The 21581-nt window shown below is 67.0% G+C and carries 24 protein-coding genes; 8 read left to right on the forward strand and 16 right to left on the reverse strand.

Annotated elements, in window-relative coordinates; genetic code table 11:
• Nucleotides 1–619 (forward strand): phosphoribosylformylglycinamidine synthase subunit PurQ (purQ, locus tag A5701_RS10560; RefSeq protein ID WP_231972802.1); only part of this gene is annotated, 619 nt, incomplete at its 5' end.
• Here the strand turns inward: purQ and A5701_RS10565 are convergent.
• The 3 genes from A5701_RS10565 to A5701_RS10575 all read right to left on the reverse strand — a co-directional run bounded on the left by A5701_RS10565 (nucleotide 616) and on the right by A5701_RS10575 (nucleotide 3607).
• A complete protein-coding gene (locus A5701_RS10565; RefSeq protein ID WP_197504958.1) occupies nucleotides 616–1995 on the reverse strand; it encodes a wax ester/triacylglycerol synthase family O-acyltransferase in 1380 nt (459 codons plus the stop codon). The genes purQ and A5701_RS10565 overlap by 4 nt on opposite strands.
• A gap of 73 nt (nucleotides 1996–2068) precedes the next feature.
• Nucleotides 2069–2884, reverse strand: a complete 816-nt coding sequence (locus A5701_RS10570) for a lysophospholipid acyltransferase family protein (protein ID WP_067752299.1) — start codon at nucleotides 2882–2884, stop codon at nucleotides 2069–2071.
• 255 nt (nucleotides 2885–3139) lie between these two features.
• Nucleotides 3140–3607, reverse strand: coding sequence for a hypothetical protein (locus A5701_RS10575; protein WP_067752302.1), 468 nt, complete (start codon nucleotides 3605–3607; stop codon nucleotides 3140–3142).
• Between the two features lie 211 nt (nucleotides 3608–3818).
• Between A5701_RS10575 and A5701_RS10580 the strand changes: the two genes are divergently transcribed.
• A complete protein-coding gene (locus A5701_RS10580) occupies nucleotides 3819–4217 on the forward strand; it encodes a VOC family protein (RefSeq protein WP_067752305.1) in 399 nt (132 codons plus the stop codon).
• On the opposite strand, the gene A5701_RS10585 is transcribed toward A5701_RS10580, so the two are convergent.
• The 8 genes from A5701_RS10585 to A5701_RS10620 form a co-directional block, all read right to left on the reverse strand.
• Nucleotides 4211–4669, reverse strand: a complete 459-nt coding sequence (locus A5701_RS10585; protein WP_067752308.1) for a cupin domain-containing protein — start codon at nucleotides 4667–4669, stop codon at nucleotides 4211–4213. The two genes, A5701_RS10580 and A5701_RS10585, sit on opposite strands and share 7 nt — an antisense overlap.
• 3 nt (nucleotides 4670–4672) lie before the next feature.
• Complete coding sequence (locus tag A5701_RS10590; RefSeq protein ID WP_067752311.1) at nucleotides 4673–6124, reverse strand: NAD(P)/FAD-dependent oxidoreductase; 1452 nt, start codon at nucleotides 6122–6124, stop codon at nucleotides 4673–4675.
• A 25-nt stretch (nucleotides 6125–6149) separates the two neighbouring features.
• On the reverse strand, nucleotides 6150–6830 hold the full coding sequence (locus tag A5701_RS10595; protein WP_067752314.1) for a haloacid dehalogenase type II: 681 nt from the start codon (nucleotides 6828–6830) through the stop codon (nucleotides 6150–6152).
• 2 nt (nucleotides 6831–6832) lie between these two features.
• The gene (locus tag A5701_RS10600; protein WP_067752317.1) at nucleotides 6833–7426 is read right to left on the reverse strand and encodes a TMEM175 family protein; all 594 of its coding nucleotides are present in this window, start codon (nucleotides 7424–7426) and stop codon (nucleotides 6833–6835) included.
• Nucleotides 7426–8349 (reverse strand): DUF427 domain-containing protein, encoded by a 924-nt coding sequence (locus A5701_RS10605; protein WP_082950076.1) that lies wholly within the window; start codon nucleotides 8347–8349, stop codon nucleotides 7426–7428. The genes A5701_RS10600 and A5701_RS10605 overlap by 1 nt, the downstream gene beginning before the upstream one ends.
• A gap of 154 nt (nucleotides 8350–8503) precedes the next feature.
• Nucleotides 8504–9178, reverse strand: a complete 675-nt coding sequence (locus A5701_RS28830) for a TetR/AcrR family transcriptional regulator (protein WP_067752320.1) — start codon at nucleotides 9176–9178, stop codon at nucleotides 8504–8506.
• On the reverse strand, nucleotides 9175–9864 hold the full coding sequence (locus A5701_RS28835; RefSeq protein ID WP_067752323.1) for a TetR/AcrR family transcriptional regulator: 690 nt from the start codon (nucleotides 9862–9864) through the stop codon (nucleotides 9175–9177). Before A5701_RS28835 ends, A5701_RS28830 begins: the two co-directional genes overlap by 4 nt.
• 78 nt (nucleotides 9865–9942) lie before the next feature.
• Complete coding sequence (locus tag A5701_RS10620) at nucleotides 9943–10815, reverse strand: alpha/beta fold hydrolase (RefSeq protein ID WP_067752326.1); 873 nt, start codon at nucleotides 10813–10815, stop codon at nucleotides 9943–9945.
• Nucleotides 10816–11031: 216 nt separating this feature from the next.
• Between A5701_RS10620 and A5701_RS10625 the strand changes: the two genes are divergently transcribed.
• Nucleotides 11032–12735, forward strand: a complete 1704-nt coding sequence (locus A5701_RS10625; RefSeq protein ID WP_067752330.1) for an MOSC and FAD-binding oxidoreductase domain-containing protein — start codon at nucleotides 11032–11034, stop codon at nucleotides 12733–12735.
• Nucleotides 12736–12749: 14 nt separating this feature from the next.
• Here the strand turns inward: A5701_RS10625 and A5701_RS10630 are convergent, their stop codons facing one another.
• The 3 genes from A5701_RS10630 to A5701_RS10640 form a co-directional block, all read right to left on the reverse strand.
• Entirely contained in the window at nucleotides 12750–13490 is a 741-nt protein-coding gene (locus tag A5701_RS10630) for an SDR family NAD(P)-dependent oxidoreductase (RefSeq protein ID WP_067752333.1), read from the reverse strand.
• A 67-nt stretch (nucleotides 13491–13557) separates the two neighbouring features.
• The gene (locus A5701_RS10635; RefSeq protein ID WP_067302911.1) at nucleotides 13558–14355 is read right to left on the reverse strand and encodes a family 1 encapsulin nanocompartment shell protein; all 798 of its coding nucleotides are present in this window, start codon (nucleotides 14353–14355) and stop codon (nucleotides 13558–13560) included.
• Complete coding sequence (locus A5701_RS10640; protein ID WP_067752336.1) at nucleotides 14355–15362, reverse strand: Dyp-type peroxidase; 1008 nt, start codon at nucleotides 15360–15362, stop codon at nucleotides 14355–14357. The genes A5701_RS10635 and A5701_RS10640 overlap by 1 nt, the downstream gene beginning before the upstream one ends.
• A gap of 109 nt (nucleotides 15363–15471) precedes the next feature.
• Here A5701_RS10640 and A5701_RS10645 point away from each other — a divergent pair, with 109 nt between their 5' ends.
• Entirely contained in the window at nucleotides 15472–16731 is a 1260-nt protein-coding gene (locus tag A5701_RS10645; RefSeq protein WP_082969719.1) for a M18 family aminopeptidase, read from the forward strand.
• 23 nt (nucleotides 16732–16754) lie between these two features.
• Here the strand turns inward: A5701_RS10645 and A5701_RS10650 are convergent, their stop codons facing one another.
• Nucleotides 16755–17123: a DoxX family protein gene (locus tag A5701_RS10650; protein ID WP_067752341.1), complete on the reverse strand. Its 369-nt coding sequence runs from the start codon at nucleotides 17121–17123 to the stop codon at nucleotides 16755–16757.
• Nucleotides 17124–17168: 45 nt separating this feature from the next.
• Nucleotides 17169–17618 carry a nitroreductase family deazaflavin-dependent oxidoreductase gene (locus A5701_RS10655; RefSeq protein WP_067752345.1) on the reverse strand — a complete coding sequence of 150 codons (450 nt, stop codon included), beginning with the start codon at nucleotides 17616–17618 and terminating at the stop codon, nucleotides 17169–17171.
• A 188-nt stretch (nucleotides 17619–17806) separates the two neighbouring features.
• Here A5701_RS10655 and A5701_RS10660 point away from each other — a divergent pair, with 188 nt between their 5' ends.
• The 4 genes from A5701_RS10660 to purL form a co-directional block, all read left to right on the forward strand.
• Nucleotides 17807–18229, forward strand: coding sequence for a hypothetical protein (locus A5701_RS10660; protein WP_067752348.1), 423 nt, complete (start codon nucleotides 17807–17809; stop codon nucleotides 18227–18229).
• Nucleotides 18226–19755, forward strand: coding sequence for a multicopper oxidase family protein (locus A5701_RS10665; RefSeq protein ID WP_067752351.1), 1530 nt, complete (start codon nucleotides 18226–18228; stop codon nucleotides 19753–19755). Before A5701_RS10660 ends, A5701_RS10665 begins: the two co-directional genes overlap by 4 nt.
• A gap of 65 nt (nucleotides 19756–19820) precedes the next feature.
• Nucleotides 19821–20168 carry a VOC family protein gene (locus tag A5701_RS10670; protein WP_067752354.1) on the forward strand — a complete coding sequence of 116 codons (348 nt, stop codon included), beginning with the start codon at nucleotides 19821–19823 and terminating at the stop codon, nucleotides 20166–20168.
• A 50-nt stretch (nucleotides 20169–20218) separates the two neighbouring features.
• Nucleotides 20219–21581, forward strand: a 1363-nt coding sequence (gene purL, locus A5701_RS10675) for a phosphoribosylformylglycinamidine synthase subunit PurL (protein WP_067752357.1), incomplete at its 3' end; no start/stop codon positions are given.

A 21581-nucleotide genomic window follows, 5' to 3' on the forward strand; every position in this document is an offset into this window, starting at 1 on the left:
CCTTGAGGTCGGCGTCGGCGTGCCACAGGCTGACGGCCTCGGCACCGACACGCCGCGCCGCCCGGGCGGCGTCGACGCCGTGGTGGTGCCCGGCGGTTTCTCCTACGGCGACTACCTGCGCGCGGGGGCGATCGCCAGGTTCGCCCCGGTGATGGGCGAAGTTGTGGCCGCCGCAAACCGCGGCATGCCGGTGTTGGGCATTTGCAACGGGTTTCAGGTGCTCTGCGAGGCGGGGCTGTTGCCGGGGGCCCTGACCCGCAACGTCGGTTTGCACTTCGTCTGCCGCGATGTGTGGTTGCGCGTGGCGTCGACGTCGACGGCCTGGACGTCGCGTTTCGAGCCCGATGCGGACTTACTGGTGCCGCTGAAGTCCGGCGAAGGCCGCTACGTGGCGCCCGCCGACGTCGTCGAGGAGCTCGAGGGCGAGGGCCGGGTGGTGTTCCGCTACCACGACAACCCCAACGGCTCGCTGCATGACATCGCCGGCGTCAGTTCCGCCAACGGTCGCGTGGTCGGACTGATGCCGCATCCCGAGCACGCCATCGAAGCGTTGACGGGGCCGTCCGACGACGGCTTGGGCCTGTTTTATTCGGTATTGGACGCGGCGCTGTCGGTCTAGGCGGAAACGCCTGCTGCGGAGCGCAATTCGGCGAACGATGCGCAGATGGCGTCGGTCGCCTCGTGCGGGTCGTCAAACGTCCGGTCATCGGTGAGCACGGCGACGCCCAGCTGGTCGACATAGCTCCACACGGTGATGTTGACCGGGGCGCCCGGTGATAGCACCCCGGTCGAGTAGATCTCGGTGACCGTCGCGCCGCCGAAGTGTCCGCGCTCGCGCGGGCCCACCACGTTGGAGACCGCGACGTTCATCAGCTTGTTGGGTGCGTCGCGCCGCCCCAGCCACCGGAATGCGGCCGGAGCGAACGCGGTCGGCAGATAGGCCATCAGCCGGCCGTAAAGCTCGGGGCCGAGGATCTCGTGGTCTTCCTTGGCGATTCGGGTCGCCAGCGCCACCAGCCGTGCCCGTTCGGCGGGATCGGCGACGTGCACCGGCAACGAAATCATCAGACCGCTGATCTCGTTTCCGGTGATGCGGTCCGACTTGTCGGTGGCCGTCGGCACCGACGCGATGAGCGGCCGGTCGGCCGCGCCGTCGTAGGCCAGCAACAGTGTGCGCAGGCCGCCGGCCGCCGTGGCCAGTATCAGGTCGTTGAGGGTGATGCCCAGCGCCTTGGCGGTCGCCTTGGCTTCGGCCAGCGGCAGCGTCGTGCTGGCGAACCGCCGCACGGGCGACACGACGTGATTCAGGAAGGTCGGTGGAGCGTCGAAGGCCTCGGCCAGATCCGGGTGGGCACCCCGTTCTCTGGATCGGCGGCGGACCCGCGTCAACCCGGTGGCGGCATCCCTCAGCAGCCCGGGGAGCTCGGCGATCTGCCGCGCGTGGTCGCGGGCGGCAGATCGCAGCAGGTCGGCGGGCGACGCGGTGACGCCCGCTTCGTCGTTGTCCCGCTCGTCGGTCGGCCCGTCCTCGAGATCCATGGCGCGCGCCAAGAGGTTGACGGAGGCCACACCGTCGGCCAGCGCGTGATGGACCTTGCCGATCAGGGCGTACCTTCCCCCGGCCAGTCCCTCGGCGAAGTGGAATTCCCACAGCGGGCGGCTGCGGTCCAGCGGCATCGAGGCGACCTGGCCGATCGTCTGATCGAGTTCTAGCCGCCCGCCGGGCGCGGGCACCTGCACCCGCCGGAGGTGGTAGTCGAGGTCGACCGCGCAGTCCTCCTGCCACATCGGGTGATGCAGCTGCCAGGGAATGTCGACGAGCTTGTAGCGCAACGGTTCCAGCAGGTGCAGCCGGCGTCGCACGTGGCGGCGGAACGCCTCGAAACCGAAGTCGGAGTCAGCGGGGTCGATGACCGCCACTTTCAATGTGTGAGTGTGGAGGTTCGGTGTCTCACTGTAGAGCAGCATGGCGTCCATGCCGTTCAACCTTTTCACGCGCCACCCTGCCGGACAATCAAGTTGCGCTGCAGCGGATTTCGCATGATGTCGAACCTCGAGTCGCGGTCGGTCAGCCTAGGATGGGCAGCTTGCGTTGACCGGCCAATCGCTGGAGGGCCGACTCCATCACCCCGCGCACGTAGGCGTCGACTTCGTCGATGTCGGGATCGTCGCCGAATTGGGCCGTGACGTCGATCGGTTTGAGTACTTCGGTGACGATCTTGGCCGGCAGTGGCAGGTTCGGCGGGAAGATGACACTGAGTCCGAAGGGGAATCCGAAGCTCACCGGCAGAATGTCCATGCGCGCCCTGGTCAGCCCCAACTTGCGCGCCAGCCAGTTTCCGCGGGTCAAGAAGAGCTGAGTCTCCTGGCCCCCGATCGACACGGTAGGCACGATTGGCACCCCGGCCTCGATGGCGGTCCGCACGTAGCCGGTGCGGCCGTTGAAGTCGATGGTGTTGGCGCTGAAGGTGGGCCGGTAGGAGTCGTAGTCGCCGCCCGGGAACACCAGCACCACCGCGCCCGAGTGCAGCGCGGCGGCGGCGTTTTCACGGCTGGCCTCGATGACCCCGAGGCGGCGAAGCCAGCCATCTAGGGGTCCCATGAAAATGCCGTAGTGGCCCAGGGTGTAGACGGGGCGGTCGTAGCCGAACTTCTCGTAAAAGGCCGGGGAGAAGATCAGCACGTCGGGCGTCAGCATGCCGCCCGAGTGGTTGGATACCACCAGCGCGCCGCCCGACGGCGGGACGTTGTCGATGTTGCGCACCTCGGCGCGATACCACCGCTTGATGACCGGTCCGAGGGCCTTGCTGACCTGCTCGGTGAAGGCCGGATCCCATTTGGTGGTCTCGTGGTTGTCGGCCACCTCAACGCCGCTACCCGCCATGGCTCCCCGCCGTCCGTGTCAGTGCTGTTTGGCATTTGATTGCCGATGTGACGCAGATCTCAAACCCCGTGCCTGCTGAGCATATAATACTCTCCGAAAAAGAGAATGTCATATCCGTTTGCTGAGCGGTTTGGCCGCGGCGGGGACGCGCGCCTAACGTCCGTTTGCACTCGGATTTTCGGGCTCGCCGGCTCATCGGCGCAGAGCGGGGACGCCGCTCGCCGCCCCGTTGGGGTGACGACCTGGCCGGCAGGATCAGCCCGCGTCCCGCAACAACGGATGCGCCGTCGGCAGTTCGACGGCGGGGCTCAGAGCGTCGAACAACTCGGTCGCATCCGCAATGGTGTGGTCGACGAAGGCGGCGAAATCGTCAAACGAGACGCTCCGTCGAATCCAGTGCGACCTGCGCGCCACCACGCCGATGCGCTGCGGATCGGACGACCCGTGCACGATCGCGGTCACCTCCCGATCCTGGCGGTTCCAGGTGTCCGAGAAGTGCACCAGCCAGGGCCGCTCGGTGGCGGGGAAGAAGCAGCCGGGAGTCACCCGAATGATCAGCACATCGCCGTGCGCGGGCGAGATCTCGAGATGGACGTGCAGGCGCCGCGGGTGGGCGCTGGTGACGAAGAAGTATTCGCGATCATGATGGCCACGGAAATAGCGGCGCCCGCGGACGCGCAGGTACCGTTCGACCAGGTTCGCGCACATCGGCTCGTTCGTCATGAAAACATGCTGCGGCCAGTGGCTTTGCGGATGCTGGGAGACAAGCCATGAGTCGCCGAAGAATCTGTTGAGAATTGGCTGAGTGAATGGGGAAAGGTTCCATCGGCCGACGATGTCAGCGGGCAGACGCCGCTCGACGATCCCGGCGCCGGGCGAGTCGGATTAGTCTGGTGCCAAATGGTTTTCGCTCAGCCGTAGGGGAGGGCCGAACATGGAGTTCATCGTGGAACGGATCGACCATGTGGTGCTGAACTGCCGAGACGTCGAGGACACGGCCGCGTGGTACGAGCGGGTCCTCGGGATGCGGCGGGAAACGTTCGGGCCGTCCAACCGAATCGCGCTGCGGTTCGGGGACCAGAAACTGAACCTGCGGCCCGTCGGGGCGCTGGGGGACGATCCCGAGTGGGTCACCGGTTCGGTCGAAGCGGCCGGTTCCGAGGACTTGTGCTTCATCACTCGTTGCAGCCCGGGCGAGGTGCATGCCCACCTCGTGCGATGTGGGGCGGAGATCGTTGCGGGACCGGTGACCAGGACGGGGGCCCTGGGTCCGATGACCTCCCACTACTGCCGCGACGTCGACGGCAACCTGGTCGAAATCGCGGTTTACTGAAGGGGATACAACGCCGGCAGGTTCACCACGACCGCCTCTTGGGTGCTGCGCGCGATCACCACCTCCGCGGGCGTGTTCGGGTCGGGGTTTTCCTCTCGGTGCGGCAGATACGGCGGGATGAAGACGTAGTCGCCGGGTGAGGTCGAGATCCTCACCTCTTGCGCGCCGTCGTGAAAGACGAATTCCGGGTGGCCGCTGCGCACGTAGATGGCGGTTTCCGAGTCGCCGTGATGGTGGTTGGACGAGACGGTCGAGGGTGACGCGTGCGTCTCGCCCATCCAGAGCTTTTCGGCGCCGACTGACGTTCCGCTGAGCGCGGCGAAGCGGCGCAGTCCCTCCGATTGCGCGGTGTCGGAGCTGATGTCCGCAGCCCTGACGTGGTGCACCCGGTTGTGGGTCGCTTCCGGTGTTGCCTCGTCGAAGTCTGGGTGGAATCCGTCTGCGGTAGCCATGCGTCAATTATGGTCCGACGCATCCCGATACGCCTCGAGGAGCCGCAGCCACAGCTCGCTGACCGTGGGGAAGCAGGGCACCGCGTGCCACAACCGGTCGATGGGCACCTCGCCCGCGACGGCGATGGTGGCGGAGTGGAGCATCTCGGTGACTCCCGGCCCAACCAGCGTGACCCCGAGCAAACGCCCACGGTCGAGGTCCACCACCATCCGTGCGCGCCCGGCGTACCCGTCCGCATAGAGCTTGGCCCCCGTCACGACGTCGCCGATCTGCACATCGACGGTGCGCAGCCGGTACCCGGCCTGTTCGGCTTGCCTGGCCGTCAGGCCGACGGCGGCGGCTTCGGGCACGGTGAAGAAGGCCTGCGGCACAGCGTAATGGTCGGCGGTGGTTGCGTGCCGGCCCCACGGCGCGGTGTCCAACGGGGCGCCCGCGGCCCGCGCTCCGATGGCCGCTCCGGCAATGCGACCCTGGTACTTCCCCTGATGGGTCAGCAGGGCCCGGTGATTGACGTCGCCCGCGGCGTAGAGCCAACCGTCTTCGATGGCCCGTACTTGGCAGGTGTCGTCGACGTCGAGCCAGTCGCCGGGCGTCAGCCCCACGGTGTGCAGGCCGATGTCATCGGTGAGCGGTGCGCGACCCGTCGCGAAAAGCACTTCGTTGACCACCAATTCGGAGCCATCGTCCAATTCGAGGGTCACCTCCGCGCCCTCGGGCCGGCGCAGCGTGCGCACCGATACGCCGACGCGCACGTCCACGCCCGTATCGGCGAGGCCACGGCCGATGAGTTCACCGACGAAGGGCTCCATCCGCGGCAGCAGGCCCGAGCCCCGCGCAAGGAGGGTCACCTGAGATCCCAATCCGCGCCACGCAGTCGCCATTTCGACGCCTACGCCGCCGGCGCCCACCACCGCGAGCCGCTCGGGGACCGAACTGCTTTCGGTGGCTTGGCGGTTGGTCCACGGCCTCGCCTCGTCGATGCCGGGCAAGTCGGGCAAGAGGGGCCGGCTTCCGGTGCAGATCACGACGGCGTGCCGCGCGGTCAGCACGGACGTCGCCCCGTCGGACGCGGTGACCGCGACTCGCCGGGCGCCGTCCAACCGGCCATGGCCGCGCACCAGGGTGGCGCCGATTCCACCCACCCAGCCGGCCTGGCCGGTGTCGTCCCAGTCGGTGACGTAGCGGTTGCGGCGGCCGAAGACCCCCGGAATGCCGATGGACCCGCTGACCGCCTCCCGCGCGCCGTCGACTTGGCGGGCCTCCGAGATGGCAATCACCGGACGCAGCAAGGCTTTACTGGGCACGCAGGCCCAGTAGGAACACTCGCCGCCGACGAGTTCGCGCTCGACTATGGCGACACTCAGGCCTGCGGCCCGGGCGCGCTCTGCGGCGTTCTGCCCGATCGGCCCGGCGCCGAGCACAACGACGTCATAGCCCGACTCTTCGTGTGCCATCGTTCGTGGTCCTCCCCGGTTGTCCTCAGTGGTCGATCAGCTGCGCGGCCAGCTGGCGCAGGTCGCCCGCCACCAGGTCCGGTTGGGGCAGTCCGTCGACGGGCAGCGGCGGATTGCCGGGCCGCGCGATGAGCGCCCCGCCGAAGCCGACACTCTGGGCGCCGAGGGTGTCCCATACGTGGGCGGCCACCATCATGCAGTCAGCCGGGGCCACTCCGAGCGTCTCGCACGCATACCGGTACACGGTGGGCGACGGCTTGAAGGCGCGGCAGGCATCGACACTCAATTGGTGTTCGAAGAATTCGGCCAGCCCGGAACTCTGCAGCGCCGTAGGACCATCCGGGTTGGGCGGCGAATTGGTCAGGGTGACCAGACGAAAACCGTTGTCTTTCAACATGGTGAGCCCCTCCGCCGCATCCGGGTGGGCCGGCATGGTGAGCAAGCCGTTCTTCAGCCGGTGCGCGTCATCGTCGGAGACGGCCACGCCGTGGATATCGCCGACCATACGGAACACACCTTGGGCCAGCGTGGAGAAGTCCACATAACTATCCGCCAACGTCGCGGACATCGAATACATGACCAGCTGGGCGAACCACTCGCGGAGCACCCGTTCATCGCCGAACAGCTCGGTGAAAAGCGGTGCGAGTGACTCGATGTCGACCAACGTTTCGTTGACGTCGAAAACCAGGACGGAGGGCACGGGCATGGTCAAACCTCGATCTTCTTCGGATTGGGAACATCCGGTCGTAAATACCCGATCAGACAAACGCAAATCAATGTCATTCCCAGCAACGGCCACCAGAGGGCGGTCACCCCGGCCGTCGTGAAAACGCCGACCGTGATGAATGACCTCATCCGCATCAACCTACGCATCCGGTCGGTGGGGCCTTCGTGGGCCGGCCGATCGATCACTTCCCGGCACAGCGCCAGATAGGTGACGTTGACCAGAACGAAGACGAACGCGTACAACGCCACGGGCGCAGCGGCGAGCCTGCTGTCGGCGATCCACTCGGTGGTGATCGGGAGGAGGGATACGGAAAATAGGTGGGCGAAATTCGACCACACCAGCCGCGGCGTCGCCAGCTCCGCATAGCCGAACAGGTGATGATGGTTGACCCATACGATGGCGATGAAGAAATAGCTGACGACATAACTCAGGCCGGTGGGCCACAGTGGTAGCAAGGCGCTGAAGCTGGCCGCGGCGGGCGGCTTGAGCTCGAGCACCAAGATCGTGATCAGCACCGCGAAAACGCCGTCGGAGAACGCTCCTACCCGATCCGGACTGGTTCTCCGCCCGACCACTACGCCTGCCCGGACGATTGGTGGTTTCGTTCCTGCACTACCCCGACATTGCCCTCGGCACCGTGAAAATCCGAGACCTCTTCGATGTCGAGCCCCCGGTCGACGCCGTGTGGAATGACGGTCTGGCCGGGCTCGAGCCGCAACTGTTTGCCGTCGAGGTAGACGTCGATCTTGTCCGGTTCGAAGGACACCAGATCGCCAACTCGTATCACCTCGCGCCAGGCGTTTCGATACGACCACGCCGCCCGCTTGCGGTCGCCGATATCGTAGTAGGAGCAGATCCCCTTGTATGGGCAAAAGGTCTGCGTGTCAACCAGTTCGAGGGCAGATTCGTCGACGTCCTCGCGGGGCACGTACCAGCGTGGAGCGAATCCGGATTCGTACAAAGCTAGTGGGTGCTTGGTATCGGCAATCACTCGGTCGCTGCTACGAGCGATGAGATGCCTTGAAGTGGAACGGATATCGATCCGATGATAGGCATCGGCAGCGTGCCCGACGATCCGCTCGTTCTCTTCGTAGAAAGCGTCCATGGCACGCCAAGCGAATGCGAGGTGCCCGTCGAGTACCGAAGCGTGCGGCGGCAGCGCGGTGTGCTGCCACGCCGCACGGGTCGCCTCTCGCTCCGCGACTTTGACGGTGAACCACCGGGTGTCGCCTAGGTCCTGGTGCTGGGTGAGCCTTTCCTCGGCCACCAGGGCCCCGGCCTCGATATCACTGCGCGGGAAGTAGGCGACCGGATAACGCCCCGGCTCGTGCAACAGGATCACGTCTTGGCTGTCGGCAACCCATGTGTCGGCGAGGCGAACTCGCATGCGCCTCCTCAGCGGTTCGACGTACAAGAGCCGCGCCGGCAACGGCTGTTCAGTCAGAAAGTGACCGACCGATCCCGTGGCGAGCGGACCCTGCTGCCATGCCAGCCCCATCTCCATCCCCTCTTTTCAGCGACACCCCTGAGACAGCTAATCTCCCCGCGTCACAGGGACATCCATTGGAACCGTGAGCCACAACGACGTACTGGGCCAACCAACCCAGTTATTATGGGCCAAACATCCCATTCTGTCCAGCGGCGAGGTGACCTCATTCGGATCGGGATTGGCCCCGGCGCCGCTTCGAAGCGGCTCGGCTCTTCGGCTTCCGCGTTCCGAAGGAGCGGACGTAGTCGACGGCGGCGTTGACGGCGGCGCGCAGCGGTTCCGCATCGCCGGTGGCATATGTCAGCATGGCGCCGCCCTGGTGCGCGACGACCAACGACACCGCCAGGTGCCGCGGATCGGCGTCGGGCCATAGGTCGCCGCGCCGGCGCATCGCCGCAAGACCGGTCTCGAACAACTCGATCCACAGGTCATAACCGGCGGAGAGATCGTCGTGAATTTCGTCGTCGGAATCGATCAATTCGCCCGCCAAGGAGCCGTACACGCAACCGCCCACCCGGTACACGGTGTCGACGGCGGCGACGCAGGCGTCGGCCCAGGCCTGCAGGGCGGCGAAGCTGTCGAGGGCGCCCAGCGGTGGCTGGGTGTGGAAGGCCCGCACGTCCTCGCGGCGGGTGGCAACGACCTGACGGATCAGATCGCGTTTGTCCCGGAAGTAGTGCCCGATCTGTGACCCGCCCACTCCGGCCGCTCGCCGTACCTGGTCGATGCTGGTGTTGGCGACGCCCCGCTCGAACATGATTCGCGCGGCGGCGTCGATGATGCGCGCGCGAGTCGCCAGTCCCTTGCGCGTGAATCGTCCCGGACTTTCGGCGTTCACGTGGCGGTCCTCGCTCGGCGCCGGGTGCGCCGCGCCGGGCGAGGGGCTCGCTCGTTCGGATCGGTGGCGAAGGTGCGGAGGTAGTTGATCGCGAAGCGCACCGCGTCGGCGTGCGGCCATTCCGCGCGGTAGGTGAAGGCCAGGGTGCCACCGCCCTGATGGGCGGCGACGATGACCATCGCCAACCGTCTCGGGTCGGCGTTGGCGACCAAGACGCCGTTATCTTTCATCCGCCGGATCGCTGCCTCCAGCAGGTCGATCCACTGCCCATAGCCGGTGGCCAGCGTCTCCCGCGTCGGCTCGTCCGACTTCGCCACTTGGGCCGCGAGAGCGTGGTAGGTAGGCGTGCCGAAATACCCGATGCGCCTGAGGTATCGCATGTTGAGATCGCCCCACCGCTCGAAGTCATCGAACGTTGTCAGGCCTCCCAGCCCGGGTTGGCGGTGAAAGTCGAGAACCACGCCGATCTGGCGTCGGATGACCGCGCGGATCAGTGCGGCCTTGTCGGCGAAATAGTGGGCAAGCTGGGATCCGCTGACCGACGCCGCCCTGCGGACGTTCTCCATGTTCGCAGCCGACAGGCCCTCGGTGACGATCAGTCGGGCGGCCGCTTCCACGATGCGATCCCGGGTGGCACGCCCCTTGGCGGTCAACCGTTGTTCGTCGCGAACATCGGGATGGGCCATCGCGTCAGGCTAACCCGCGGCCGCCCCGAACTATGGGATATCCAACCCATTGATGCCCCGGGCCGTCGGCGGGTTCGGTCAGGCAGCCATGTCGGCCCTGGCGAGGAAGCCTCCGATCAGTTCGGCTACCTCGTCGAGTGCGGACTCGAGCAGGAAGTGTCCGCCGTCGAGCAGGCGGATCTCGGCATTGGGGAGGTCGTCGGCGAACGCCTGGGCGCCGGCCGGGCCGAAGATCTCGTCGCCACGGCCCCACACCGCCAGCAGCGGCACCTGGCTGGCGCGGAAGTACGCATGCAGGCGCGGGTAGAGCGGCGCGTTGGTTGCGTAGTCTCGTAACAGTTTCAGCTGCACCAGGTCATTGCCCGGTCGCGATATGAGCGCGTAATCGTGGTGCCACGATTCGGGGTCGACGAGCGTCTCATCGGCAACGCCGGTGACGTATTGCCATCGAGTGGCATCCAGCGTGAGGAACTGCCGGACCGCGGCCTCGGTCTCGGGCGTTTGTTCGCTTTGGTAAGCCCGCACGATCTTCCAGAAACTGTCGACGAATCCCGCGTCGTAGCCGTTACCGTTCTGGGTGATGATCGCGGTGATCGACGACGGGTGGCGCAGCGCCAGCCGCCAGCCGATCGGCGCGCCGTAGTCCTGGACGTACATCGCGTACCGGTCGACGTCGACGGCGCGCAGCAGTGCGGCAGTGAGGTCGGTCAGCGCGTCGAAGGTGTAGTCGAACTCGTCGACGGACGGCGCGTCGGAGAGCCCGAAGCCCAGGTGATCCGGCGCGATGACGTGGTAGCGGTCGGCGAGCACCGGGATCAGATGGCGGAACATGTAGGAGCTGGTGGGAAACCCGTGCAACAGCACCAGCGCGGGAGCGCTCGAGTGGCCCGCTTCGCGGAAGAACAGGCGGTGACCGTCGACGGTGGCATAGCGATGATGAACAGCCGCCATGGCTCTCCTCCTTAATTTCGCCCTCGACCGAAGCGGCGAATTTCAGCTACGCCACGTCGATCCCGGACTTTGGGTTATGCAACCCAGTATGCACCGGACGGTGCGCCGCGCAACAGCCGTGGTGCGCATATCGGAGGCGTCGCCTCGTGTTGCCGTCGTCTTCCGGCTGGCATAGTGTGAGCCAGCCCTCCAGTCAGGGCCTGCGGAGGTGGCCCGGTGGGCAAACTGATATCGGTGAACGTGGGGCTGCCCCACAACGTCGAGTGGCACGGCAAAACCGTCTACACCGGGATCTGGAAAAAACCGGTCGAAGGGCCGGTCATGGTGCGTCGCCTGAACATCGACGGCGACGGTCAGGGCGATCTCGGCGGACACGGCGGCGAGCAACGGGCCGTCATGGTCTATCAGACCGAGTCATACGACTTCTGGAAGAGCTACCTGGGTCGCGACGACCTCGTGCCCGGCCACTTCGGAGAGAACTTCACCATCACCGGGCTGCCCGACGACGAGGTGTGCATCGGCGACCGCTACCGGATCGGCGAAGCCGAGTTCGAGGTCACCCAGCCCCGCGTCACCTGCTTCCGGGTCGGCATGCGCGTGGACGAACCCAGGATGCCGAACCTGCTTGTCTCCCAACGTCGTCCGGGCTTCTACTTTCGGGTGATCACCGAGGGGCGGGTCCGCGCCGGCGACGACATCGTGCGGACCCGCCGTGGTCGCCACGAACTCAGCGTCGCCGACGTCGACGCGCTGTTGTACCTGCCGGACCGTGACCTCGGGCTGCTCCCCAAGATCGTCGATGTCCCCGCGCTCAGCCCCGGGTGGCAGCAATCATTCCGGGACATGCTCGACGCACCACAGGGATCGGCGGCCGTGCCTCCGGGTGCGACGCCAGCATGGGCCGGGTTTCGGCCCTTACGGGTCAGCGGAATTCGCCGGGAAAGCCCACAGGTGATGTCCATCGAGCTTCGGGCGGACGACCGTTCCGCGCTGCCTGCGCCGCTTCCGGGGCAATATCTGACCGTGCGAATTCCCGGCGCCGGCGCGCCGGCGCCGCTGCGAAGTTATTCCCTCTCCGGGGACCCCGCGGCGGGCCACTACCGCATCAGCGTCAAGCGCGAAGAGCATGGTCTGGTCAGTTCGTGGCTGCACGAGCACGTCGAGCCGGGCTCGGTCGTCGAGGCCGCCGCCCCACGGGGCGACTTCTGCCTCGCCGACGGCGGCGGCCCGGTGGTGCTGATGTCGGCGGGAATCGGCATTACACCCGTCTTGGCCATGCTGCACGCGCTCGCGGCGGCCGGCAGCACCCGTGACATCTGGTGGCTGCACACCGTCCGCAACCGCGAAACGCAGGCTTTCGCATCGGAAGTCGCTAGTTTGGTCGATGCTCTGCCGAGTGCGCGGCAATCGGTGTTCTACACACAAACTCAAGGCCGCTTGGACCGCCCGGCCATCGCGGCCCTGGCTATCCCGGCCGATGCCACGGCATACCTGTGCGGCCCGACCCAGTTCATGAGCGACATGCGCGAGGCACTCGCCGCGGGCGGTCTGGCGCCCGAGCGGATCCATAGCGAACTATTCGGCGCCCTGCCGCCGATCAATCCCGGCATCGTCGATGACACCCCGCGCAAACCGCCGCATCCCCCGGCGGGGGTCCCGGGGACCGGCCCGCCAATCACGTTCGCGCGCAGCGGCCTGACGGCCACCTGGTCGTCAGCGTACGGAAGCATCCTGGAGCTGGCGGAAGCATGCGACGTGCCCACCCGGTTCTCCTGCCGAAGCGGCGTCTGTCACGTCTGCGTCACCGGTGTGGTTTCTGGCAGCGCCACCTACGTGCAGCAGCCCCTGGAGCCGCCCGAGCAGGGGACGGTGCTCATTTGCTCGGCGGCTCCGGAGACCGATCTCGTGCTCGACCTGTAGCGAAAAACGTTGCCTCAGGCGGTGATCGCGCGCTGACCGCCGCTCACGGGTATTACGGCGCCGTTGACGTAGCTGGCGTCGGCGGCGCTGAGAAAGACGACCACGCTGGCGATTTCACCCGGGTCGGCCGGCCGGCCCAACGCGGTGCTGGCCGCCACCGCCTCCAGCATGCCGGGTAGCGCCGCGGTTCCGGGAGTGTCGGTCGGCCCGACCGAGACCGCGTTCACGCGTACCCCCGATGGCCCGAACTCATCCACCCACACGCGGGTCAGCAATTCCAGGCCCGCCTTGGTGGCGCCGTAGATGCCGGCGCCGCTCGCCGGCACCGAAGCCGCCACGGTGCTCACGCTGACCACCGATCCGCCGCCACGCTCGATCATTCCGGGCACCAACTGCTGGACCAAGATGTAAGGGGCGCGCAGATTCACGTTCACGTGCTCGTCGAACGCCGCGTCATCAGTCTCTGTGGTCGCTCCGAATTTGTAGATTCCGGCATTGTTGATCAAAATGTCGACCGGCCCCGCCTCGGCCGCAAGGCGCCGCACGTCGTCGGCATCGTTGAGGTCGGCGGCGACAAAACGCGCTGTACCACCGGCGTTTTCGATATCGCGAACCGTCTTGGCGCCGCGTTCGGAGCTGCGACCGTGCACCACGACCTCCACCCCGCGTTCCGCGAGTTGTAACGCAACCTCGCGGCCGATGCCGGACGTGGCTCCGGTCACCAGAGCGGTGGACCCGGCCATTGTTGTTGCCATCGAACCCTGCCTCCAGGAGAGAAGTTCACTTGCCTCCCCGACAGCAGCGGTCCGCCGGCATTTATTCCTACGAGCTCAGCGGGACCGACGCCTCGGCGGTGTAGCAGAGGAACGTCAGCGTCTCCTGCAGGTACAGCTGCACGGTCTCCGCATCATGGCTGGTGTAGCCGATCGACACATCGGTCCCGAGCTGCAGATCGAAGTCGCCGCCGCGGGTGGTGAGCACGAAAGCACCGTCGATAGCCGGCGCCCAGATGATGTCCCCGGGGACCAGCCGGTCGATGTGCTCGAGGATCGGATAGCCGTGTTCGGTGGTTTCGCTGACCTTCGTGTAGACGTCGGCGGACAGCAGCACCGAATAGGGACCATCGACGCCGGCCAGCCGGAGTTCGGAGATCGCCTGCGTGATGACGTCCGGAATCTCGCGGGGGTCGGCCGGCAGGGTCAGCGGCTTGTTCGAGCTGCAGGTGCGAATGCCGTCGATCGACGCCGCGGGGTAGCCCTCGAAGATGGCGCGGTCCTCGACGAACGCCAGCTTCTTGGCGGCGGCCTTGACCGGGTCCCAGTCCGAGTCCTGCGCCCCGCGCTCCACGTTGTCGATCTCGTAGCGGGACAGAGTGAACGGAACACGCAGCCGGACAAGGGGTTTGCTCGCCCGGAGGTGCGCCTCGACGCCGTCGGACGGGGACGTCACGTCGACCAGGCGGCCGGTGCTGACCGCCGCGGTGACCGGACCGCCCGGCTCGCTGACGTCGACAACCCGGCGTCCGGCGATGTGGCGTTTGAAGGTCCGGGACGCCTCGGTTTCAATTTCTTTCCACGCCGCTTCGGTGACCGGTGCCAACTCGCGGTAGAGGTTGTTCATCAAGTGGTTCCTTTCAGGCTGCCGATCGAAAGTGAGCCGTCTTGTACGGCAAGCGTTTCCGTCACCGGTACCGCGGGCAGCGGCGGTGGATCGTCGAGGAAGTCGACGGTGGGCGAGAAGAACAGGCCACCGGTGACCGCGGTGGAGAATTCGAGGATGCGGTCGGTGTTGCCCGGTGGATCGCCGAGGAACATGTTGCGCAGCATCTGTTCAGTCACCTGCGGCGTGCGGGAATAGCCGATGAAGTAGGTGCCGTACTCGCCCTTCCCGAGCCGGCCGAAAGGCATGTTGTGCCGCACGATCTTGAGTTCCGTGCCGTCGGCGTCGGTGATGACGTTGAGCGCGATGTGGGCGTTGGCCGGCTTTTCTCCGTCATCCAGCTCGAGGTTCTCCAGCTTCGTGCGGCCGATCACCAGCTCCTGCTCGGCGACCGACAGGGCGTTCCACGAGGACATCTCGTGCAGATACTTCTGCACGTGCACGTAGCACGAGCCCTCGAAGTCGGGATCCTCGGCGCCGATCGTGGTGGCGCTGACGGCGAGTGAGCCATCGGGGTTTTCGGTGCCGTCGACGAAGCCCAACAGGTCGCGGTTGTCGAAGTAGCGGAATCCGTGCACCTCGTCGACGACGGTGACCGCGCCGGCCATGGACCGCAGGATGCGGTCGGCCAATTCGAAGCAGACATCCAGGCTTTCAGCCCGGATGTGGAACAGCAGGTCCCCGGGCGTGGCCGGGGCGGTGTGCCGGGGGCCGTTCAGTCCGACGAAGGGGTGCAACTCCGCGGGGCGGGGCCCGGAGAACAAGCGATCCCAGGCCCGCGAGCCGATGGAGGTGATGGCCGACAGCCGTTTCGGCGGCTCACGAAATCCGATTGCGCGCACCAGCCCCGAAATGTCGGGCAGCGCGTCATGCACCGTCGCTTCTCCGCCGTCATCGATGGTCACCACCAGGAAGACCGCCGCAGGCGTCAACGGCTCGAGGATGGGCTGTGGCTGGACGGGAGGCACTCTGCTGACCCTAGCGTGGCGACGGTGAGCGCAGGAAGTGCGCGAGCAAGGAGCCGCGCGATCGGGCCTAGCGTGGCGACGGTCGTCGTCGACAGTCATGATGATCAACATGTCGGCCAGCGCCGCAGGCCTCTGCGATTTTATCGACGCTTCTCCGTCGCCATTTCACGTCTGCGTCACGGTGGCCGCGCGACTGATCGCGGCGGGATTCGCCGAACTGAGCGAGTCGGACCGGTGGCCGGCGGAACCGGGCCGCTACTTCACGGTGCGGGCCGGCTCGCTGGTGGCCTGGAACTCCGAGGGCGCGGACGGCCCATTCCGGATCGTCGGCGCACACACCGACAGCCCTAACCTGCGCGTCAAGCAGCATCCCGATCGGCTGGTTGCCGGGTGGCGTGTGGTCGCGCTCGAGCCGTACGGCGGGGCGTGGCTGAACTCCTGGCTGGATCGCGACCTGGGCATCAGTGGACGGCTGTCGGTGTATGACGGCGCCGGGGTCGAGCATCGGCTGGTCCGGATCGACGACCCGATCCTGCGGGTGCCCCAGCTGGCCATCCACCTCGCCGAGGACCGCAAATCGCTGACCCTCGACCCGCAACGCCACGTCAACGCGGTTTGGGGAGCCGGTGCGGACATCAAGCCGTTCGTCGACTTCGTCGCGCAACGGGCCGGGGTGGCGCCGACCAGTGTGCTGGCCGCCGACCTGATGACCCACGACCTGACCCCGTCGACCGTGATCGGCGCCGACGACGATCTGCTCAGCGCGCCGCGCCTGGACAACCAGGCGAGCTGCTACGCGGGTACGGAGGCCCTGGTGGCGGCCGAACCGCGGGGATTCCTGCCCGTGCTGGTGGTCTTCGATCACGAGGAGGTGGGGTCGTCCTCCGATCACGGCGCCCAGTCCGACCTGCTGGGCACCGTCCTGGAGCGGATCGTACTGGCGGCCGGCGGCACCCGCGAGGACTTCCTGCGCCGTCTGCCCGCCTCGCTGCTGGCCTCGGCGGACATGGCCCACGCCACCCATCCCAACTACCCGGAGCGGCACGAGCCCGGACACCTGATCGAGGTCAACGCCGGACCGGTGCTCAAGGTGCACCCCAACCTGCGTTATGCCACCGACGGACGGACGGCCGCCGCCTTCGAGCTCGCGTGTCGGCAGGCCGGGGTCGGCCTGCAGCGCTACGAGCACCGGGCCGACCTGCCCTGTGGATCGACAATCGGGCCGTTGGCCTCGGCTCGGACTGGCATCCCGACCGTCGACGTCGGCGCCGCGCAGCTGGCCATGCACTCCGCGCGCGAGTTGATGGGCGCGCACGACGTGGCCGCCTACTCGGCGGCGATGGAAGCGTTCCTTTCGCCGATGCCGTAGTGCGGCCTGACGAGGTGGCCGTACTAGAGCACGACCGGGTGCGCGATCACGGTGAGCGTCAAGGTCGCGACGTTGACGGCAAGCAGGAACCCCGCCAGTGCGAACTGTCCGGAGATGTCGTGGGCGAGGACGTGCGTGTACATCGCGCAGACAAAGAAGATTGTCAGTCCCGCCGCTGCGGCGGCGCCGACTGCCGGGACTGACAGGCCGACGACCAGTCCAAGGGCGCCAAGGGTTTTCAGCGTGCCGATCGGAAAGGTCAGCCAGGACACCGGGACGCCCGCGCGTTGCATGGGCGGAATGATCGGCGCGAAGTGCACCAGCGCGCTCACGCCGGAAAATCCGTTGAGAATGATGGCAGCTATCGTCATGACGAGGTACGCGGTGTGCATGTTGCGGCTTCCATATCTGGTCGGTCGGTGGCGGATCATTCGGCGTCAGTTCGCCGGGATCGGGTCTAGTCGGAACACCGCGATCCGGCCCGCCAGCGCCTCGACTTCTTCGGGATTGCCCTGGCGTACCAGGCCGGAGCGTTTCAAAAAGCCAACACCGACCGGCACTTCGGCCGGATATTGGCGCAACACCGGCCGAGCTTGCTCGGCGGTCAGCTCAGTTATCCTGACGCGCCGCGTCTTTCGGCCCTTGCCGAGCGTTCCCGCGCCGGCGGCGCGGGCGTTGCGCGCCCAGTCGGCGCCGGGGAATCCGGCCACGGCATAGAGGTGCCCGTCGAGGGTGAACGGCGTCATCGGGGTGCTGCGAGGCCGGCCCGTTTTGCGGCCCGGCACCGTCAAAACCATGGGGGGTCCAGTCGGTATGCCAAGTTTTTGCAGCGCAATCATGAACCTGTTCATCGGCTTCAGCCAACGAGGGGGCGTCGGATGAGACATCTCTTCTCCTGTCGCGAATTTCGTTGCGGTGGAACCGCAGCCGGCGGGTCCGCCGCAATGGGGAGCCGGTCATCAGCAACCCGTATCCAAGGACGGGTCTGTGGCGCGGAAAGTTACACATGCGTGCGTAACTTTTTGCGGCGCCGTTCCGTCGTCATCTCTTGAGTGCGCAATCTCTGGGAGGACTGATGACAGCCGATGACTGGCACGGCCCGCGCTGGCCCCGTGTGATCGCCCGTGCCACCAGCGCGGCGTTGGCGTTGCTAGCCCTGGTGCAAGCCGCGTTCGCCGGGAGTTTTCTGGGCGGCCGATACGACGCGCTGATGCTGCACTCGGTCGGCGCGAGGGTGACCACGGTGCTTTCCGTCGTCCAGGTCGCGCTGCTGGTGATTGTGAGCAGGACGGGCGGGCCGCGACGGCCGGCGGCGCTCGGGGCCCTCGTGACCCTCCTCTTCGTCGCCGAGTTCGCCTCGGGGGAATTGCGCTTGACGGGCTTACACGTTCCGCTCGGAGTGCTGTTGATCGTGGGGATCTTCCAGCTGACTGCCGAGGTGTGGCGTTTGCCGCTGGCCGCACGCTCGCGTCCGGCCGAGCGGGAACCGATCCGATGAATCGGCGTGGCGCGTTGCGGCTGGGCGCCGCGGCGGCGGGCATCGGCTTCATCGGCGCCGGCTGGCCGCTCGCCGGCGCGCTGCTGGGCCCCGCCGAGTCAGGACGGCTGATACGCAGCCAAACCAGGTTGCCCGATCGCTATCAAGTCCCGCTGCCGATCCCGGAACAATTGACGCCGGTTCGTAGCGACGCTCACGCCGACTACTACGAGATCACCCAGCAGACCACGCAATTGCGCATATTGCCCGGGCTCCCCACGGCGGCGTGGACTTACAACACGAGCTTTCCCGGCCCGACCATTGCTTCGCGGTCAGGCCGACGCACCGTCGTGCGGCACCGCAACGCCCTGCCCGTGCCGGTTGTGGTGCACCTACACGGCGGCCACACACCGGAAGACCACGATGGGTACCCGACCGACTTCATCCTGCCGCCCGGCGTCCGGCTCGGGGCTGAAGCCATGGCGCGCAACAGCGTTGTCGGAGAGCGCGAATACGTTTACCCGCTGAACCAGCGGGCCGCCACGTTGTGGTACCACGATCACCGCATGGGCTACACCGGCGCCGCGGTGTGGCGCGGCCTGGCCGGATTCCACTTGGTCCACGACGACGAGGAAGACGCGTTGCCGCTGCCGCGCGGCCGGCGGGACGTCCCGCTGATGATCACCGACCGCGCGTTCGCCGCCGATGGCTCCTTTCGCTACCCGGACGCTGCCGGTGGCGGAGCGACCGGCGACTACATGAACGGCGTCCTCGGCGACGTCATCCTGGTCAATGGTGCGCCGTGGCCGGTGCTGTCGACCGATCCCGCCCGGTACCGCCTGCGGCTCTTGAACGCATCCAACGCCCGTCGCTACCGGCTGCAGCTGGACCCGCAACCACCCGGCGGTTCGGCGTTGGTGCAGATCGGCAGTGACGGCGGATTACTGGCGCGACCCATAGGCCACGACTACATCGACATCGCTCCGGCCGAACGATTCGACGTGGTGGTCGATTTCGGCCGCTACCCGGTGGGAACACAAGTGCGGCTGCTCAACCGGTTGGGTGGCGAAAGCGCCGGCGAGGTCATGCGATTCGACATCGTCGGCGCCGACCGTGCCGACGATTCGGCCATCCCGGACCGGCTCAGCGGAAGCGTCCCGGGTCTCGACCCACAGGCCCGCGTGGCCACGCGAACGTTCCTCTTTCGCCTCGGCAGAAAAGGGGTGTGGACGATCAACGACTTGGCCTATCAACCGGGCCGGCCGCTGGCGCGCCCTAAGCTCGGCACCACAGAAGTCTGGCGGTTCATCACCGAGTTCCACCATCCCGTTCATGTGCACCTCAATTCCTTTCGCGTGCTCTCCCGCAACAGCCGTGCGCCGGGCCGGTTCGACATGGGATGGAAGGACACCGTCGATGTGCGCCCAGCCGAAGCCGTTGAAGTCCTCATCCGGTTCACCGACTACACCGGTTCATACCTGCTGCACTGCCACAACCTCGAACACGAAGACATGGCGATGATGGCCGACTTCGTGACCGTCGATTGACCACCGGGCGACCCGGGACGGCGACCCCTTCAACTGGGCCATTTCGAGGCCTAAGGTCGGGCGGTATGGCGCTCAACCTGGAGATGATCACCTTCGACTGCAGCAATCCGGCGCAGCTGGGCGGCTGGTGGGCCGAGCAGTTCGGCGGCACGACGCAGGAGCTGCTCGCCGGCGAGTTCACCGTGGTGAGTTTGCCGGAAGGGCCTCGGCTCGGCTTCCAAAAAGTGCCCGACCCCACCCCCGGTAAGAACCGCGTGCACCTGGACTTCGGGCCCGCCGACGTGGATGCCGAGGCGTCTCGGCTGACGGCCGCCGGGGCCACCGAGGTCGGCCGGCATGAGTTCGGCGACAATTTTCGCTGGGTGGTGCTGGCCGACCCCGAAGGGAACGTCTTCTGCGTCGTCGGCCAATAGCCTCCACGGCGACCCGACGGTGACGGAAGCGCCGACCTAGACTGTCTGGCGTGACAGTCCCCGGGACGAGCGCCCGCACCCAGGCGATCGACACCGTCGAGCACGCCGCCGCCAGCCCCGACCAGCCGCAGCCCTTCGCCGAGCTGGGCCTTAAAGACGACGAGTACCAGCGAATCCGCGAGATCCTGGGCCGCCGACCCACCGACACCGAGCTGGCGATGTACTCGGTGATGTGGAGTGAGCACTGCTCCTACAAGTCGTCCAAGGTGCACCTGCGCTACTTCGGCGAGACCACCACCGACGAGATGCGCGCGGGCATGCTCGCCGGCATCGGCGAGAACGCAGGCGTGGTCGACATCGGCGACGGCTGGGCCGTCACCTTCAAGGTGGAATCGCACAACCACCCCTCCTACGTCGAGCCCTACCAGGGCGCGGCGACCGGTGTCGGCGGCATCGTGCGCGACATCATGGCGATGGGTGCGCGACCCGTCGCGGTGATGGACCAGCTTCGGTTCGGCGCCGCCGACGCGCCGGACACGCGCCGGGTGGTCGACGGAGTTGTCCGCGGGATCGGCGGCTACGGCAACTCGCTGGGGCTGCCCAACATCGGCGGCGAGACCGTCTTCGACGCCTGCTACGCGGGCAATCCGTTGGTAAACGCGTTGTGCGTGGGCGTATTACGCCAGGAGGACCTGCACCTGGCGTTCGCCTCGGGCGCCGGGAACAAGATCATCCTGTTCGGTGCGCGCACCGGCCTGGACGGCATCGGCGGGGTGTCGGTGCTGGCTTCGGACACGTTCGACAGCGAGGGATCGCGCAAGAAGCTGCCTTCGGTGCAGGTGGGCGACCCCTTCATGGAGAAGGTGCTCATCGAGTGCTGCCTCGAGCTCTATGCGGGCGGCCTGGTGATCGGCATCCAGGACCTTGGCGGCGCCGGATTGTCATGTGCTACTTCAGAACTCGCATCGGCTGGCGACGGCGGGATGGCGATCGAGCTCGACACCGTCCCGCTGCGGGCAAAGGACATGACGCCCGCGGAGGTGCTCTGCAGCGAATCGCAGGAGCGGATGTGCGCCGTGGTCTCGCCGGAGAACGTGGACGCGTTCTTGGCGGTGTGCCGAAAGTGGGACGTGCTGGCCACCGTGATCGGCGAGGTCACCGACGGCGACCGGTTGCGAATCAGCTGGCACGGCGAGACCGTCGTCGACGTGCCGCCGCGCACGGTGGCCCACGAGGGGCCGGTGTATCAGCGGCCGGTCGCGCGCCCCGAGTCGCAGGACGCCCTGAACGCCGACCGGTCGACGAGCCTGCCGCGGCCAAAGACAGGGGAGGAGCTGCGCGCGACTTTGCTTGCCCTGCTGGGCAGCCCGCACCTGTGCAGCCGCGCGTTCATCACCGAACAGTACGACCGCT

It is taken from the genome of Mycobacterium sp. E3305 (assembly GCF_001666785.1).
GTDB lineage: Bacteria > Actinomycetota > Actinomycetes > Mycobacteriales > Mycobacteriaceae > Mycobacterium.

Bases quoted from the DNA above. Each gene is read 5' to 3' on its own strand.
- A5701_RS10620 (WP_067752326.1), bottom strand. From the start codon at position 10,815: ATGGCGGCTGTTCATCATCGCTATGCCACCGTCGACGGTCACCGCCTG.
- A5701_RS10650 (WP_067752341.1), bottom strand. From the start codon at position 17,123: ATGCACACCGCGTACCTCGTCATGACGATAGCTGCCATCATTCTCAAC.
- A5701_RS10580 (WP_067752305.1), top strand. From the start codon at position 3,819: ATGGAGTTCATCGTGGAACGGATCGACCATGTGGTGCTGAACTGCCGA.
- A5701_RS10660 (WP_067752348.1), top strand. From the start codon at position 17,807: ATGACAGCCGATGACTGGCACGGCCCGCGCTGGCCCCGTGTGATCGCC.
- A5701_RS10595 (WP_067752314.1), bottom strand. From the start codon at position 6,830: ATGCCCGTGCCCTCCGTCCTGGTTTTCGACGTCAACGAAACGTTGGTC.
- A5701_RS10645 (WP_082969719.1), top strand. From the start codon at position 15,472: ATGTCGGCCAGCGCCGCAGGCCTCTGCGATTTTATCGACGCTTCTCCG.
- A5701_RS10630 (WP_067752333.1), bottom strand. From the start codon at position 13,490: ATGGCAACAACAATGGCCGGGTCCACCGCTCTGGTGACCGGAGCCACG.
- A5701_RS10670 (WP_067752354.1), top strand. From the start codon at position 19,821: ATGGCGCTCAACCTGGAGATGATCACCTTCGACTGCAGCAATCCGGCG.
- A5701_RS10605 (WP_082950076.1), bottom strand. From the start codon at position 8,349: ATGGGGCTGGCATGGCAGCAGGGTCCGCTCGCCACGGGATCGGTCGGT.
- A5701_RS10655 (WP_067752345.1), bottom strand. From the start codon at position 17,618: ATGTCTCATCCGACGCCCCCTCGTTGGCTGAAGCCGATGAACAGGTTC.
- A5701_RS10575 (WP_067752302.1), bottom strand. From the start codon at position 3,607: ATGACGAACGAGCCGATGTGCGCGAACCTGGTCGAACGGTACCTGCGC.
- A5701_RS28835 (WP_067752323.1), bottom strand. From the start codon at position 9,864: ATGGCCCATCCCGATGTTCGCGACGAACAACGGTTGACCGCCAAGGGG.
- A5701_RS10635 (WP_067302911.1), bottom strand. From the start codon at position 14,355: ATGAACAACCTCTACCGCGAGTTGGCACCGGTCACCGAAGCGGCGTGG.
- A5701_RS10585 (WP_067752308.1), bottom strand. From the start codon at position 4,669: ATGGCTACCGCAGACGGATTCCACCCAGACTTCGACGAGGCAACACCG.
- A5701_RS10665 (WP_067752351.1), top strand. From the start codon at position 18,226: ATGAATCGGCGTGGCGCGTTGCGGCTGGGCGCCGCGGCGGCGGGCATC.
- A5701_RS10590 (WP_067752311.1), bottom strand. From the start codon at position 6,124: ATGGCACACGAAGAGTCGGGCTATGACGTCGTTGTGCTCGGCGCCGGG.
- A5701_RS10570 (WP_067752299.1), bottom strand. From the start codon at position 2,884: ATGGCGGGTAGCGGCGTTGAGGTGGCCGACAACCACGAGACCACCAAA.